Origin of the sequence: Polaromonas sp., from assembly GCF_030689685.1 — a bacterium.
Taxonomy (GTDB): Bacteria; Pseudomonadota; Gammaproteobacteria; order Burkholderiales; family Burkholderiaceae_C; genus Polaromonas.
Window position 1 is genome coordinate 1 of record NZ_JAUYEY010000076.1, and the last position, 14,916, is coordinate 14,916.

Annotated in this window: 11 protein-coding genes and 1 pseudogene; 5 read left to right on the plus strand and 7 right to left on the minus strand. The window is 59.6% G+C overall.

What is annotated here, in order from left to right:
* The first annotated feature begins 238 nt into the window (after positions 1-238).
* The gene (locus tag Q8O29_RS16745; protein WP_305564833.1) at positions 239-1,120 is read left to right on the plus strand and encodes a DUF3365 domain-containing protein; all 882 of its coding nucleotides are present in this window, start codon (positions 239-241) and stop codon (positions 1,118-1,120) included.
* A 13-nt stretch (positions 1,121-1,133) separates the two neighbouring features.
* Positions 1,134-3,281, plus strand: a complete 2,148-nt coding sequence (locus Q8O29_RS16750) for a protein kinase (RefSeq protein WP_305564835.1) — start codon at positions 1,134-1,136, stop codon at positions 3,279-3,281.
* A 93-nt stretch (positions 3,282-3,374) separates the two neighbouring features.
* On the opposite strand, the pseudogene Q8O29_RS16755 reads toward Q8O29_RS16750, so the two are convergent.
* Positions 3,375-4,109: pseudogene (locus Q8O29_RS16755) on the minus strand (OB-fold nucleic acid binding domain-containing protein); the annotation flags it as partial.
* 300 nt (positions 4,110-4,409) lie between these two features.
* Here Q8O29_RS16755 and Q8O29_RS16760 point away from each other — a divergent pair.
* Both Q8O29_RS16760 and Q8O29_RS16765 read left to right on the plus strand, forming a co-directional pair.
* Positions 4,410-4,544 (plus strand): hypothetical protein, encoded by a 135-nt coding sequence (locus Q8O29_RS16760; protein WP_305564837.1) that lies wholly within the window; start codon positions 4,410-4,412, stop codon positions 4,542-4,544.
* A 15-nt stretch (positions 4,545-4,559) separates the two neighbouring features.
* Positions 4,560-4,817: a hypothetical protein gene (locus Q8O29_RS16765; RefSeq protein ID WP_371134263.1), complete on the plus strand. Its 258-nt coding sequence runs from the start codon at positions 4,560-4,562 to the stop codon at positions 4,815-4,817.
* Positions 4,818-4,847: 30 nt separating this feature from the next.
* Here the strand turns inward: Q8O29_RS16765 and Q8O29_RS16770 are convergent, their stop codons facing one another.
* The 6 genes from Q8O29_RS16770 to Q8O29_RS16795 all read right to left on the minus strand — a co-directional run bounded on the left by Q8O29_RS16770 (position 4,848) and on the right by Q8O29_RS16795 (position 13,595).
* Complete coding sequence (locus tag Q8O29_RS16770) at positions 4,848-7,022, minus strand: urea transporter (RefSeq protein WP_305564839.1); 2,175 nt, start codon at positions 7,020-7,022, stop codon at positions 4,848-4,850.
* Between the two features lie 37 nt (positions 7,023-7,059).
* The gene (locus Q8O29_RS16775; protein WP_305564841.1) at positions 7,060-8,043 is read right to left on the minus strand and encodes a C45 family peptidase; all 984 of its coding nucleotides are present in this window, start codon (positions 8,041-8,043) and stop codon (positions 7,060-7,062) included.
* On the minus strand, positions 8,040-9,542 hold the full coding sequence (locus Q8O29_RS16780) for a biotin carboxylase (RefSeq protein ID WP_305564843.1): 1,503 nt from the start codon (positions 9,540-9,542) through the stop codon (positions 8,040-8,042). Before Q8O29_RS16780 ends, Q8O29_RS16775 begins: the two co-directional genes overlap by 4 nt.
* Positions 9,543-9,556: 14 nt before the next feature.
* Positions 9,557-12,214: an aminotransferase class I/II-fold pyridoxal phosphate-dependent enzyme gene (locus tag Q8O29_RS16785; RefSeq protein WP_305564845.1), complete on the minus strand. Its 2,658-nt coding sequence runs from the start codon at positions 12,212-12,214 to the stop codon at positions 9,557-9,559.
* 12 nt (positions 12,215-12,226) lie between these two features.
* On the minus strand, positions 12,227-12,838 hold the full coding sequence (locus Q8O29_RS16790) for a lipopolysaccharide assembly protein LapB (protein ID WP_305564846.1): 612 nt from the start codon (positions 12,836-12,838) through the stop codon (positions 12,227-12,229).
* 67 nt (positions 12,839-12,905) lie between these two features.
* Positions 12,906-13,595 carry a hypothetical protein gene (locus Q8O29_RS16795; protein ID WP_305564848.1) on the minus strand — a complete coding sequence of 230 codons (690 nt, stop codon included), beginning with the start codon at positions 13,593-13,595 and terminating at the stop codon, positions 12,906-12,908.
* Between the two features lie 181 nt (positions 13,596-13,776).
* Here Q8O29_RS16795 and Q8O29_RS16800 point away from each other — a divergent pair, with 181 nt between their 5' ends.
* Entirely contained in the window at positions 13,777-14,766 is a 990-nt protein-coding gene (locus tag Q8O29_RS16800) for an IS5 family transposase (protein ID WP_305564850.1), read from the plus strand.
* Positions 14,767-14,916: the final 150 nt, after the last annotated feature.

The window sequence follows — 14,916 nt, forward strand, 5'->3', positions numbered from 1 at the left end:
GCTGCAAAGCGGCCGCGACGGTCCATTTTTCACCGGCTTTTTGCCCCATAGCTACGGCTATGAGGCTGCAAACCCGGCAAAAACTGTCCTCGCCGGGGCCACTTTTCGCTTCGACGCCTTCTGCCGCCCAGACTCCTAGCCGCAACGGCCTTTTGACCTGACAGCAGGAGGCACCCACATGACAAACGGCGCAGGGTGTAAGACTAAAATAGTAACAAGACGTTTTACTTGGAACACCATGGGACTGCGGCTTAAATTCAATCTGGTGCTGATCGTCGTCTTCCTGGTCGGCTTTGCAGCGATAGGCCTTGTTTCGCGGCAATTGCTCCAGGACAATGCCCGTGAAGAAGTCTTGCGCAATGCCCGCCTGATGATGGACACCGCGCTGGCGGTACGCAGTTACACCGTGGACCAGGTCAAGCCGCACCTTGACAAGCAGCTCGGAGAAGTGTTTTTGCCGCAAACCGTGCCGGCCTACGCCGCCACCGAGACGCTGAACCACATCCAGAAAAAATACCCCGACTACGGCTACAAGGAAGCCACGCTCAACCCCACCAACCCGCGCGACCGCGCCACCGACTGGGAAGCCGACATCGTGCAGCAGTTCCGGCACAACACCGAATCCACTGAACTCGTGTCCGAGCGAAGCGGCGGCACGGGCCGCATCCTCTACATCGCCAAACCGATCCAGATCACCAATGCCGCCTGCCTGCAGTGCCACAGCGTGCCGGCCGCCGCACCGGCCAGCATGATCAAGATTTACGGCGACGCCAACGGCTTCGGCTGGAAACACAATGAAATCGTCGGCGCGCAGGTGGTAACCGTGCCGATGGAGATCCCCATCAGGAACGCCGACCGCGCCTTCAAGACCTTCATGGCCTCGCTGGCCGGCGTGTTCGGTGCGGTCTTCATTGCGCTCAACCTGATGCTGAGCTGGCTGATCGTGCGGCCGATCCGGCGCATGTCGCAGGCGGCCGACAAGGTCAGCACGGGCGACTTCGATGTGCCGGAATTTTCCGATGCCGGCCGCGACGAGGTGTCGGTGCTCGGCAACTCCTTCAACCGCATGCGCCGAAGCCTCGAAAAAGCCATGCAGATGATTGAGCGGGACGGAAACTGAAGATGGGGGCTGCATGACCCTTGGCCCCGTCGCCGGCGCCCCATCTCCCGTCGCAGGCGTGGACCAGGCCGCCCTGCCTGCCGGTCACCAGGTCAACGAATACCGCATCGAAAAAACGCTGGGCGGTGGTGGCTTCGGCATCACTTACCTGGCGCGCGACATCCACCTTGAACTTCAGGTCGCGATCAAGGAATATTTTCCGAGCGACCTGACAGTGCGTGGGGCCGATCAGACGGTACGCGTGCGCGCGCCCGAGGGCGAGCAGCCGTTTCAGCGGGGGCTGGCGCGTTTTCTTGACGAAGCACGGGCACTGGCGGCGTTTCGCCATCCCAACATCGCGCGCGTGCTGCGTTACTTCCGGGAAAACGGCAGCGCCTACATCGTCATGGAATACGAATCGGGCGACCCGCTCAAACGCTGGCTGGCGCGCCAGCCGGCGCTGAACCTGGCCACGCTGCTCAAGGTGATTTACCCGCTGCTCGATGGCCTGGAAGCCGTGCACAAACTGAATTTTCTGCACCGCGACATCAAGCCCGACAACATCTACATCCGCAGCGACGGCACGCCGGTGCTGCTCGACTTCGGCGCGGCCCGCCGCACCGTTGGCGGTCGCGACCTCACCAACATCGTGAGCCCCGGTTTTGCACCCTTCGAGCAGTACCACAGCAGGGGCAAGCAGGGGCCGTGGAGCGACATCTATTCGCTGGGCGCGGTGATGTACTGGATGACCACCGGACAAAAACCGCTGGATTCCGCCGCCCGCGCGAAAGACGACAGCCTGCCGGCCGCGCTGGCCATCGGGGACGCTGCGGTTTTCAGTGCCGGCGTGCTGCGCGCCGTCGACTGGGCTTTGCGTCCCGACGAAAAACACCGGCCCCAAAACGTGGCCGATCTGCGCGTCGCACTGGTGGCGGCTGAACACGCGTCCACCGGCTTGCTGGCGCCGGCCAGCCGCGCGCCGGCTGACAGCCAGCCCGGCCCTGACAGCGACGTGCCGGCCTTTGCCGCCAACGCGCAGTCGGCTCCCGGCAACAACGCCGACAAACTGCGCAAAAACGTGCTCGGCACCGTGATGTTCCTGGACCTGGTGGCTTATTCGCGGCACTCGGTTGAGCAGCAGGTGGCACTGAAAGAGCGTGTCAACGACCTCCTCACCAAGGCCCTCAAGGGCGTGCCGCAGGCGTCCCGCATCCTGATCGACACTGGCGAGGGAGTGGCCACCTGTTTTCTCGGCGACCCCGAAGAAGCACTGCAGTCGGCGCTGCTGCTGCGTGGCTTGCTGCTGCAGAAGTACGGGAAAATGCTTTCGGTGCGCATCGGCATGCACCTGGGGCCGATCCGCATCGTGTTCGATGTCAACCAGCGCGCCAATGTGGTGGGCGACGGCATCAACGTGGCTCAGCGCATCGTGGACTTTGCCCAGCCCAACGAGATCGTGGTGTCGCGCGCCTATTACGAGGTGATCTCGCGCATCACCGACAACGCTGCCGGCATCTTCAGCCCGCTGGGCCCGCACCTGGACAAGCACCTGCGCTCGCACGACATCTATGCGGTGCTCGACCCGCAATCGCGGCCGGCGCCTGCCCCGCTGCGCAGCAGCGCGTTTGAAAACACCGCGTCTTTTGCCGCGTTGTCTTCGCTGACGCCGGAAGTGCTGGTTGAGATCGAGTCTGAACTGGCCCGCAGCATCGGCCCACTGGCCAAGGTGTTGCTTAAAAAGGCGCTGCCACGCGTCGTCGGTGCCCAGAGCTTGCGCGAACTGCTGGCGGTCTCGATTCCCGACCCGAAAGCGCGCGCGTTGTTTATCCATCCGCCAAGCCACAAAACCCAGCCCTCTTTTTTTCCCAGTAGCTGGCAAGACGCGACCAACCCGCCGCGCGCGGACGTCAGCCAGCCGGTCAGCCGAACCCACAGCGGTAGCACCAGCGGTGGCAACAGTGGGCGTTCGATCCCGGTGTCCTCGCCGTGGTTCACCGAGGCGCAACTCACGCACCTGGAGCGCGCGCTGAGCCAGGTCATCGGCCCGCTCGCGAAGATGCTCGTCAAAAAGCAGGTGGCCCGGCATACCTCGCTGGCGGCACTGCGCGAGGCGCTGGCCAATGAGATCGACCATGCCACCAACCGCGCCAAATTCTTGACCGCCACCCAGAAGCTGCCGTAACGCTACTGTTTTAATAGCTATCCACGCCCGTCAGACATGGGCTGGAGGCCGATTTGATGCTCAAACTGGAGGTAAATTGAAGACAAGCATGGGTCAACGAAAGTCCCGGCTCGTGGTGCCCAGTCGCCCCAGCAGCGGCGTCAGATCTTCGAGCCGCTGCGCCACCAGGTTGCGCACCGCACCGTAACCCGGCGCGGTGCCGCTTTCCTCGCTGCGCTGCCAGACGCCGTACACCGCCAGCAGCCGCGCATGCAGCACTTCGGCGCGCTGGGTTTCGCGCAGGGACTTCCAGACGATCACATTGACCGGGCCGGTTTCGTCTTCGAGTGTCACAAAAATTGTGCCCTTGGCGGTTTGCGGCTGCTGGCGCACGGTGACGATGCCGCAGGCCGCCACCTCCAGCCCATCGGGCAGCGCGTTCAATTGCCCGGCGCTCAGCAACCCGCGCCTGGCCAGACGCGGGCGCAGCAAGGCCAGCGGATGCCGCCGCAAGGTCAGGCCGGTGGACTGGTAATCAAACAGAATGTTTTCGCCTTCGGGGGTGTCGGGCAATTGCAGCGCGGTCTCGTGCGTGGGCACGGCCTTGAGCAGTTCTGGCGCGGGCTTGATGGCGGCGGCCTCCCAGACCTGCTGGCGCCGATGGCCGGCCAACGGCAGCAAGGCGTCGGCGGCAGCCAGGGCGTTGATCTCCAGCGTGCCAAACCGGGCGCGCGAGACCAGGTCTTCGGTCGATATGAAAGGCGCTTCAGTGCGGACTTTTTCAATGCGTAGCGCAGCCGCTTCCGGCAGGCCAGCGACCAGGCGCAGACCCAGGCGGACTGCGGGCTGGCCGGGATGGATGCCGGGATAATTACTAAAAGAGGTTTTATCCCGATTAAGCCTTATCTTTAAGGTCGCCGTCCGGCTGCCAGCAGCGTAGGGACAGGCGCGTTGGCCGGGTGACGCCTTCATTTCCTGCGGTACGACGTCTTTCTCTTCAACTTTGCGGCGTCTGAGCGGGCCGGCAAAGCTCAAGGCCATCGGGCTAGCCGCACAGTGAAAGAAAGTAGCTGGTTTGCGCTGGATCAAGAAGGGCGGGTTCAACGCATGCCTATGCTGTGCCATGCTGTCAGCACCAAGGAGACTCTGATGCCCACCCGCCTGAAAGACTTCGCCACCTCGGTGGTGGCCACGGTCGAGCCCGAAACCACCGCGTTGGTTGCGGCCCAACTGATTTCGGCGGTTCTGGGGGCCAGGGACCGGGAGTTCGAGCAGCGCAGCTGAGTGACACCAATCCCCATGCCGATTGAAACCCTGAACCCCGAGGATCTTCGCCTCACCATCGTGCCCGATTCACTCGGGTTTGTGGAGACGTCCGAGCTGCTGCAGCAGCCTCTGCCCTGGATCGGGCAGGAGCGCGCAGAAATGGCCGCCCGCTTTGGTCTTGGCATGGAGCAACTACAACCTGTTCGTTCTGGGGGATGTCGGCAGCGGACGCTCCTCGCTGCTGCAACAGGCAATGCATGGTCTACGCATTCGATGCTTCACATGGCGTAAGTGTCTTGTCAAGTTGGGCTGACGCAGATCTCAAGCGACTTTGATGATTGAAGTCGTCGGGCTTAGCGGTGCTTCCCACGCTGGCACGCCAATATCGGCCCGTTGAAATAAGCTGGTGGCCTGCATCGTGTAACGCGATCCGCCCACCGCTGCGGTGATGCTAGTGCAACCCAGTTGCGGCGCAATCAGCGCTTCCGTGTGAACCGCAATGCCCGATAACCTTTGCTGATGCTGCGCTTGCTGCCGCCACGCCTGGGCTTTTTCGTCCCAGTGGCGCTGGCAGTGGCTGCGCGCAAATGCGGCCCACGGCCACGCCACTACGCCAAGCCAGCTGGCGGCACTACCGGGTATCAGCCTGGCCGGTATGCAGTGGTCTCTCCAGCGCTCGACCTGGAACGATGCCGGGGTATAGCCGCAAGCCAGCAGCCAAATGTCGAGGTAGGGGTCAGCAGCGCCGTGGCGCTCGTAGCAAGAAAACACTGCCCAGGTGGCCTCTGCAAAACACCGCCCGCCTGCGCTCGATATCAGCACCAGTCGCCCGAGCTCGTCTACCTCGCAACGCAGCGTCCAGTCAGCATTGACATCTTTGTTGCGGGCAACGGTGTAGCGCAGGCCGCGCCCGGCCAGCAGGTAAAAGGGGCGGACATCGCCCTCTGTGGCACCGACCAGGGTGGCTGACTCTTTAGGCACCACAGCCAGTTCGTAACGTGGTGCCTCACCGTTTTCAGCCAGCATGACGCTGGCCAGGTGAAACGGAGTAGTGGGTGCGCCCGGCGCTACGCTGGTTTGTACATGCAGGTGGATATGCGGCTGTGGCGAGCGACCGGAGTTGCCGCAGTGTCCCAGCGGGTCGCCGGGCTTGACCCATGCGCCCGGCAGCACCGCAACCGAGCCGGGTTTGAGGTGCGCCACCAGCACAAACTTACCATCACTCAGTCGAATCGTCACGAAATTGCCCCAGTTGGCAACCACGTTGATGCTGCCCGGGGTGTTGTCGGCAACGTCGTTGACAATTTGCCAAACCTGTCCGTAGGCTGGCGACACCACGGGCAGGTTGTAGGCATAAAAGTCCTCAAGGCGCTGGCCCTGCCCGGTGAAGCTTTTGCCGTTTTTCATCACAACAAAGTCAAGCGCGTGGCTCCACAGCCCGCGATGGGTGTAGGGGCCTGAGAACCCCTGTGACACCGTCCACAGGCCCATGAAAGGCAGGGCCAGTGGCACACTGCCGGGGTTACCGACTCTGGCCCGGCTAACCTGCGAACGTTCAAACGAGCGCTCAGGTAAGTCAGGCCACAGCAGGTTGAAGCGGCTGGCCATGCGGATGTTGTGTGCCGCTGCATACAGCACCAGCCATGACGACAGGATAAACGGAACCGGAAACGCGACCAGATGGACGACATCCAGAATGCGGCCCAGCGCCAGCGCCAGCCATGCGGCCATCACCGCTGCCAGCGTTGCAAGGGCCAGTGTGGCCCAGGACGGAGTGGCAAATAGGCCGCCCACCAAAATCGCCGCCAAAATCGCGTTACTGTCCCACGCGGTGCGGGCCAGGTGCTCGGGTGCCGCGCCCAGCAGATTGAACAAGAGCAGGGCCGCACTGTAGCCGACCAGCGCCAGAACCAAGTAATAGCGCGAAAAAGCCAGCAGCACGGCCAGCACCAGCAGCCCCACCAGCGGGCTGGGCATGAAATAAAGGTTGCCAAGAGCCGCCAGAAATTTGTCAACCTGGGTGCCAAAAAGATCGAAAGGGGCGGTGTATGGGTTAATGCGCAGGCCGGACAAACTACCGCCGACCCCCATGGTGAGCATGGCCACCACGGCAAAGGGCAGGCTGAGAATTGGCAGCCGTATCACCGACCAGGCGAAGCGTCCGAGCGCCACCGTCAACCAGCCCGAGAATACGCCCCCCAGCACCGTCAGTGCCACCACGCTGGACCCTGCAGCCCAGACATGCGCCACAAAAAGCCCGCTCAGCATGCCATTGAACACGCACACCGGGCGCTCGCCAGCGTCAGCACCAGCGATGTGTGCCGCATACCAGGCGCACATCGCGCCCAGCAGACCGACAGCGCCTATGCCGGGCTCGATAAAGGTCAGCAGGGCCAGTAAAACGCCGGCTTTCCAGGACGGCAGCATGGAAACCCATGCATAGCCTCGGGCGACTTCTTCGAGCATTTGCAATACATGACGGCGCAAAATCAGCATGTTGGCGGCCCTTCAAGATCATCGTATTGGGCCCGGCTCATGACAGCTCCACCAGGATGTCGCAAGGCTCAAAAAAAGCAAACGACTGGTACATGCGCATGTGGTTTGTCCAACGGTATTCCATGGCGCGCAACTGAGGGTTGTAAATGGCGGTGTACAAGGTGCCGAAACCCTGGGCGTAGTTGGTTGTAAACAGGGGGCTGTATTGAAAGGCGCTGACGAAGGACTCGACGCTGCTCAGTGGGTCATAGAGTTTTTCGAGAATGAATTGCTGACGTTCGTAAGAATTCGAAAACATCGCGTAGTTGGTCAGCTCGAGATCGCCCTGGTGGTTGACGGCCAGCGGCCTGTAGGTAACGTTGGGGCTGAAAAAAGGCGTTAATTCTACCGTGCGTACCTGGCCATAAGCGTCCAGCAACGTGACGTTGTAGGCCATGTGCGCGGGCACGCGGCACAGCACCTTGACGGCTTCGTCTACCGTGGTGCAAAACTCCAGCACGTAGCGTAAGATGATGGGAAGGCCAAAACCCTGAGCGACGGTTTCTTTGCCGCCAAACGACAGTGACACCGACAACCCGTGCTCATTCATGCCGTCAAGCACACCCCATAGGCAGTCGGTTGAGGCGATGACTGCGGTGTCGTGCCAGCGGGTTTTCATGATGCGCCCCTCACAGAATTCGGGTGAATAGTCGTAGTTGCGTACCAGCGTGGGCGTGTAGCGCGTCCACACTGCTTGTGAGCAACCCGACAGATAGGGGGCAGGGCAGTAAAAGCTTAATAACCGCGCGTCTTGGTCATCCGCCTGGGCAAGGGCTATCAGGCGCTCCCACACGGGCACAAACTCGGGCAAGTAGGTTTGCAGAGCTTCGCGGCACTCCAGCAGGCTGGGTCGTTTGAGCTCACCCTCGCTGGCGAACCAGCGCCGGTACCCAGGCAGGGCGGCATGGTAGTGCGTCAGCCACTTGTCGCCGGGTGTGTTTTCTTCAATGGCCTGAAAGCGTTTTTGGGAATAGCATGTCATGCTGCGCGCTCGTTCTTGGCATGGGCCGGGTTGTAGGTGCGCTCTACTGCAGAGCGCTCCTCCTGCGTGAGGTGGCGAAACGCGAAGCAGTTTTTCAGTACCTTGACCCAGCGCTCACCCTCGGGGTTCAGCTGACCGGCTGGCTCGCGAATGACGCAGTTAACAAACATGATTGCCAAGTCTCCGCCTTTGTAGGCGTAAGCGCCTTCGGGCATGATGCGCAAAATATAGGCTTCGTTGTCTGCCAGCGCATCGCGGCGGTTGTACCCGGCGCGCTTGAGGCTCAGGCTGCCCGTGCTGCTGATCTCGTAAACGCCAGACACAGGTGCCCGCGTAATTATTTTGAGCATCTCATCGGTCTGCTTGAGCACAACCTGCGCGGCGGTGCCTTGTGCGCCGTTGGCCAGCATGGCCTGGTTGAAGGCATCCACATCTATCTCAAGCGCAACGTTGCGGTCGTATTCAAGCAAATGAAACAAAAAAAGCGGCACGGTGCTGGCACTGAAATCTGACAGGTTGGTCATGGCGCTGATGCCGGTGATGCGTGCATTGAGCTCACCCAGATACACCTCACCCGTGTCCCGGTCAATCAGATAGTCAAGTTCAAAGTAGCCACGATAGCCGCGCTGGTACAGGGCCTCGCCCATGGCTTGGGTTTTGCGCTGCACCTGCTGGCGAACATCCTCTGAAAACGCCGTGCTATAAAGCTCATTGCCGCACCAGCCGCCGGAGTAGGGGGTTAGGGCGTCGATGCCAATCAACTCGGACAGAAGCGGGCCTACGAAGGTTCCCCAGCGCGTGGCGCAGGCTTCAATGGCTGTGCAGGTGCAATTGACCCAGCGCATGACCTTGACCTGGTCCTCGGCCTGAATCTGGCGGGCGACTTTTTGGTAGTCAGCCTCGCTGGCAATGAAAAACGTGGTTTTCCCGGATTCACCGTAAGCGGTCTGCACCACCCAGCGCTGACCCAAGCCGGCCTGGCTGGCCAGTTGCTGCAAGTCGGCATACGAGGTGACTCGGGCCAGTACATTCGGCACGCTGCGCACGCCTGCCAGGTTGCCGATTTCCGTGGTAACTATCTTGCTGTCAATTTGCCGCACCAAGGCGTTTTCGGGCAACACAATGTCAAGATTCAATGCTTGGCAGATCGCCTCCAACTGGGCGTCGAAGAACAAAAAAATCACCCGATTTCTTTTGTCACCCCGGCCCTGCAGGACTCTAAATAGCGCGCGCGCGGGACTGCTGTTGAGCAGGTAGGCATTAATGTCTTCAATGCTTTCAAAAATTTGCGAATGGTCGTCTTCGACCACCAACACTTGCGGGTGCGTGCCGTCAAAACAATCCAGCAGGTTGATATTGTGCCAACTCCGCACCCAGTCGTGCATGCCCATGAGGTTGAAGTTGCTGGTGCTAATAAAGAAATACGGTGCGTCGTTGTCTGCAAAATGTCGCTTGATGTCGGCCATTGAACGGAGGGTTTTTTGAGGTGTTGGGCTCATGTCAGGTTCCTGATTCAGAGTGTTCGATGGGGTTCAGGGAACAGGGTTGCCAAATGTTCATCACGAAACACCTTGAAGCCGCGTTCAAAGCTGAAGCCATGAATCTCCTTGACCTTGATGTGCTGAAAAAATCTCAGTATTTCGATGGTGATGATCTGACCCGGCACCATTACCGGAAAGCCGGGTGGATAGGGGGTCACAAAGGCGGCCGACACCCAGGTCTTTCCTGCCTCAACGGCTTGTACGGTGTCAAGCGACAGCGGCACATAGTCGACATGGGCTTCGTCACTGCCCTCAAAGTAGGATCGGCGAATGTCACTGGCGTGGTAGTGGCCATCTTCAAACGGCATGAATGCCGGGTGGAATAAACGCTTTTCAGGCAGCGCTATGGAGGCGTCAGCCGCTTTTCGCGTGGGTAGCTGCCGCCTTTCACGCCCAAACCTTGCCGCCATGTCATGCAGCACCTGCACCAGGTAGTCGATGGTCGCCTGCGTGGCACCGATATTGATGAGGAACAAAACGGTATGCCGTGACGTTTTGTTGACCTGGATGTCGTAACGGGTCATGAGCAGTTGCCTGAAGCTGCTGCCGTCAATACCGGCCTTGCTGACATTGAGCGTGATGCGCGTGGGGTCAATCACAAAGTCGGACTGCCCCCAGCTTGCGCTAAGCGCAGGAAGCCCCGAAGGGGTGTCTGCAGGCTGTGCCGACCGATAGCACGGCGGTATCAGCTCGTCGTCCCCCAGTACTTCAAAATACGGCTTGAGCAGCCCGGACTCACGGATGCGCTGGCGCAGTTGAAGCGACAGCAAAATCGATTCACGTACCATGTGAAACCCTTCCAGGGCCGCCTGCCTGCGTCCGATGTCGAGCGAGGCAATGATCTGGTAGTTGGGTGAAGTCGAGGTGTGAATGCGAAACGCCTCCAGAAAGCTGGCTTGGTTGAACAGCGCATCAGCCACATGAATCATGGAACCCTGGCGAAACGAGGTCAGTGTCTTGTGCGTTGATTGCGTGGCATACACGCGCAGCTGTATGAGCTTGGGGTCCGGATACAGGGTTTGTTGCCACTTGGCCTCATCGTCACTGGCTTCAAACTCGGCCGCCCATTGGGCATAAAACATGTGGTAGTCGGGGCTCAGCATGCGCTGGCGAATTTTGTGCACCGCCGTCATGGCCGTGCGGCTGTGGTAAAGAGGGTGAAAGTGGGCGAATGCAAACCAGGCTTCGTCCCAATGAAAAATCACATCCGGCTTGATGGCCAAGATTTCCATCATGAAGTTTTCACAGTGGTAGATCAGGCCGTCAAACGTCGAGTTGGTAAGTGTGATTTGTTTCAGGAGGTGCAGCCGATGGTGCTTTTTCAAGTCCAGCATGACGGCCTTGATCTGCGACAGGTCAATGCCGCCGTACAGGTCATGGTCAACCAGAGGATAGGTTTCCAGAAAGATCGGGTAAGCCCCGGTCAGCATGACTGCATACGGAATGGACTTATGGCAATCGGCAGAAATCAGGACAATGTTGCCCGGTTTCAAATTGGCCTGCATCACGATCTTGTTGGACGTGGAGGTGCCGTTGGTGACAAAGTAGCTGGCGTCTGCGCCAAAGGTTTCGGCTGCCTTGATGTGGGCCTGCTTAATGGCGCCCGTGGGGTCGAGCAGTGAGTCCAGGCCGCCTTGTGTTGACGACGTTTCCGCGAGAAAAATATTGTCACCATAGAAGTCGAGCATGTCGTGAATCCATGGCGAGCCCTTGACCGACGCGCCGCGCGACAGGGGCAAGGCGTGAAACACGCCTTTGGGCTGACGGCTGTAGGCCTGCAGCGCGTCAAAAAACGGTGTCGAAAATCGGTTGCGAACGCCATTCAAAATGGCGGCATGCAGGTCATGAAACGGGTTGACGTGAAACAGCACCCGGTCAAAGTGGGTACGAACGTGGATGGGCAGGTCAGTGGGTGACTGCTCGCTGATCAGGTAATGGTCAATTTCGGGGCGCAAGCAACGAATGCTCCGGCACAGGTTGAGCTCCACACTCTCAAGGGGTTGCACCGGTGGTGTGCTGGCCAGCAGGGGCTGGCTGTAAGCGGCAAACAGCGCATGGGACGCGGCAGTAGCTGGCGCAATATGGTTGACGTAAATACAGGCATGGATGTCGGTGTTGGCCAGCACGGCAGTCAAGGCGTCTTCGGCGCAGTCCACCAGCACGATGTCGTACAAAAACTCGTCATGGACTGACTTGAAGTTGGCCAGTTGCTGGCGGTACAGCATTTCATAGTCGTCAGGAAAGGGGTGAACAATCAGCACCTCGAAATACGGCTTGGGCGGGCTGATGTGCGGAGCCTCCAGCGGCCTGTCTTCGTGCAGCGCCGGGCGATCGAGTCGTTCCAGGTTGGTTTGAAACGGGCTGAAGACCTGCTGGCGGTAGCGGTCGCCCTGCAAGCTGTGACAACAGTTGTTGACCAGTTGGGTGATCAGGCTGTGTTGCCCCTGTTCGAGGTAGTGCGCCAGTCGCAGCAAAACGCCTCGCCCCGGATAGGTCCAAAACCGGTCAAGCTGCAACATCTGCTGCAACCCGTCGGTGAACGGCTGCACGACAAACGGCGTGTGGCTGGCCGCTGCAGCCAAATCCAGCCATAGCGCATCGCGCTTGTGCTTTAAATCAAAGCCGTCCACGCGCCTGCCTATTTATTTCTTCACGAGATAGGCTTTTGCCTCCAGGTGCCCGGGAAAGCGCGACAACACGGCGGTGTAGGCGGCCACGGATTCATCCTTCTTGTCAAGCCATGCACTGGCTCGCGCAAGATAGACATAGGCGCTTGCATCTGTGGTGTAACTGGTGACCAAGGTTGCAGCAGTTTTTTCCATGCCCACCCAGTCGCGCTGAGCTTCCTGGGCAACGGCCAGTCTGACCAAGGCAAAGTAGTTATTTGGTGCCATTTCCAGCGCAAAGCGGGCACTTTGCTCTGCTTCGCGCCATCGCTTTGCCGCCAGCAATGGCAGCGTGATACCCAGTCGCGCGTCCAGCGATTTGCCGTTGCGATCAATGGCCAGACGGTACTCGCGGATCGAATCATCGAACTTGCCAGGCAGGTAATACAACCAGCCTCGGCGTAAAAGTTTCAGCTCGGCATCGGGGCCGTTTGCCGGCACGCTGTCAATGGCGGCGATGGCCTCGGTGTACTTGCCAGCAGCTTCGAGCTGGTATGACGTTTGCCATGCAGCTTCCTGGGCCCGCACGGGCGTTGCAGACAAGGTCAGCGCTGCCGAAAGGGCCGCCAGCAGGGAATATAGTTTCATTAATTTCTTTCAGATGGATGAGGTTATATCGATGGAGCTACTTCAGATTTCAGGACATGGCTGGCGCCTACAATAGAACATTCGTGAGCTCGTCCCGTCGCTTGTTAAAGGTCGCGCCATCGCCCCCCGTGTCCTGGTACTCGTGCATGATCACCCTTCGCGCAGACGGCGCGTACCAGAAAGTCTCACGAATTCGGCCAGACCATTGGTTACTGTTTTCGACGGTGGCGTAGTTGCCCACATGGTCGACACGCAAGGCACGGAAGCTGCCAGCGGGAACTTTGACGGTTTCCCAGCCCCGCACCGTTGCTGTCTGTGTGACATTGGTGGTGCTGCCCGACTTAGGGCTAAATGTGTAGCGAAATTCCCATGACTTGCCCGCTACAAGGGGAAAGCGCAAGGGCTCATGAAGGCCGGTCATACGAATGTCATTAAAGCCGTGGCCCGCCGTAAACAGCCTCTCGGGTGTGACGCTGCCAAGGCGCTGCGCATCTTTGGATGTGAGAATGGTCCAGGCTACTGCCCAGTAGCCGGGGACTTCTGCAATCAGGTACTGGTTGAAGCTTTCGGTTTCTTCATTTCGCCAGAGGTCCATGCGGCGGTAAGTCCAATGCTGACCCGCCAGCAGCTCTGGCGCAGCGACAGGTGCAGCCTCAGCTCCGCGCTCGGCCGCAGTAGCGTCGGGCGAACGCTGCTGTGCATTGGAGTAAACCACAAAGCAGCTCAATATTGCGATGGCGATGACGGTAGGTCTCATGTCGGGTCCTCAATAAAGAGCTTGTATCGTAGTATCGTTATATAGGCCGATAACTGACAAACTGACTGCCGGTCGGAAAAGACGGACTTACGGGAAAAAATTGAATCGCCTACATGGTCCGCCCTAGGGAAACTCTGCAAAACCCAGCCAATAGCTGAGCCATGAGAAGCGTTGAATCTCGATGAAACAAATCAGCCTTGCCACTACCGGATTTGAACTGGTCACCAAGCGCACGCGCAAACGCGTGTTTCTTGATGAGATGAACCTTGTGGTGCCGTGGACGGAGTTGGTGGGCTTGATTGAGCCGTTTGCGCCAGGCAGCACAGGCGCCAAAGGTGGCCGCCCCTCGTTTCCTGTGGAGACCATGCTGCGTATTCACTTCCTGCAGCAATGGTTTGGACTGTCCGACCCGGCCATGGAGGAGGCCCTGCACGATATCTCGCTGTACTGCGAGTTTGCCCGCCTTGACCCCGGCAGCATGCGCCTGCCAGATGAGAGCACCATCTTGCGATTCCGGCATTTGCTGGAGGAGCACAACCTCAGCATCCAGTTGATGGCTACCATCAATGCCACTTTGGCCACCAAGGGCCTGATGCTCAAGACAGGCACGGTGGTCGATGCCACCTTGGTTGCTGCGCCGAGCTCGACCAAGAACAGCCGTGGTGAGCGCGACCCCGAGATGCACCAGACCAAGAAAGGCAACCAGTGGCACTTTGGGATGAAGGCGCATATTGGGGTTGATGCGGATTCGGGCTTGATGCACACCGTCATCGGCACAGCGGCCAACGTCAACGATGTGACCCAAGGGCACGGCTTGCTGCACGGCGAGGAGGCTGTGGTGTTTGCCGATGCGGGCTACCAGGGTGCGACGAAGAGGCCAGAGGCGACGGGCGTGGACTGGCATGTGGCGATGCGCCCAGGCAAACGACGGGCATTGGATAAGCAAACGGCGCTGGGAGCCTTGCTGGACGAGGCTAAAAAGCTCAAGGCCAGTGTGCGGGCCAAGGTGGAGCACCCCTTCCGAGTCATCAAATGTCAGTTCGGCTTCACCAAGGTTCGCTACAAAGGATTGATCAAGAACACGGCGCAGTTGATCGCGCTGTTTGCCTTGAGCAATCTGTGGATGGCACGCCGACAACTCATAGGAGTGCGGGGATCAGTCCGCCTGTAATGCGGGCAAGTGCCCGCCAGCAGCTTGAAAGGGCCGCAAATTGGCGCTCATATGCCCAAGAAATCGGTGCGAACGCACTTCAGCTTTCATCCTGTGAATTCTCAACGCTCAACTGTCGCTGCGGCGGGGGTTATGCAGACCTTCCCTAGG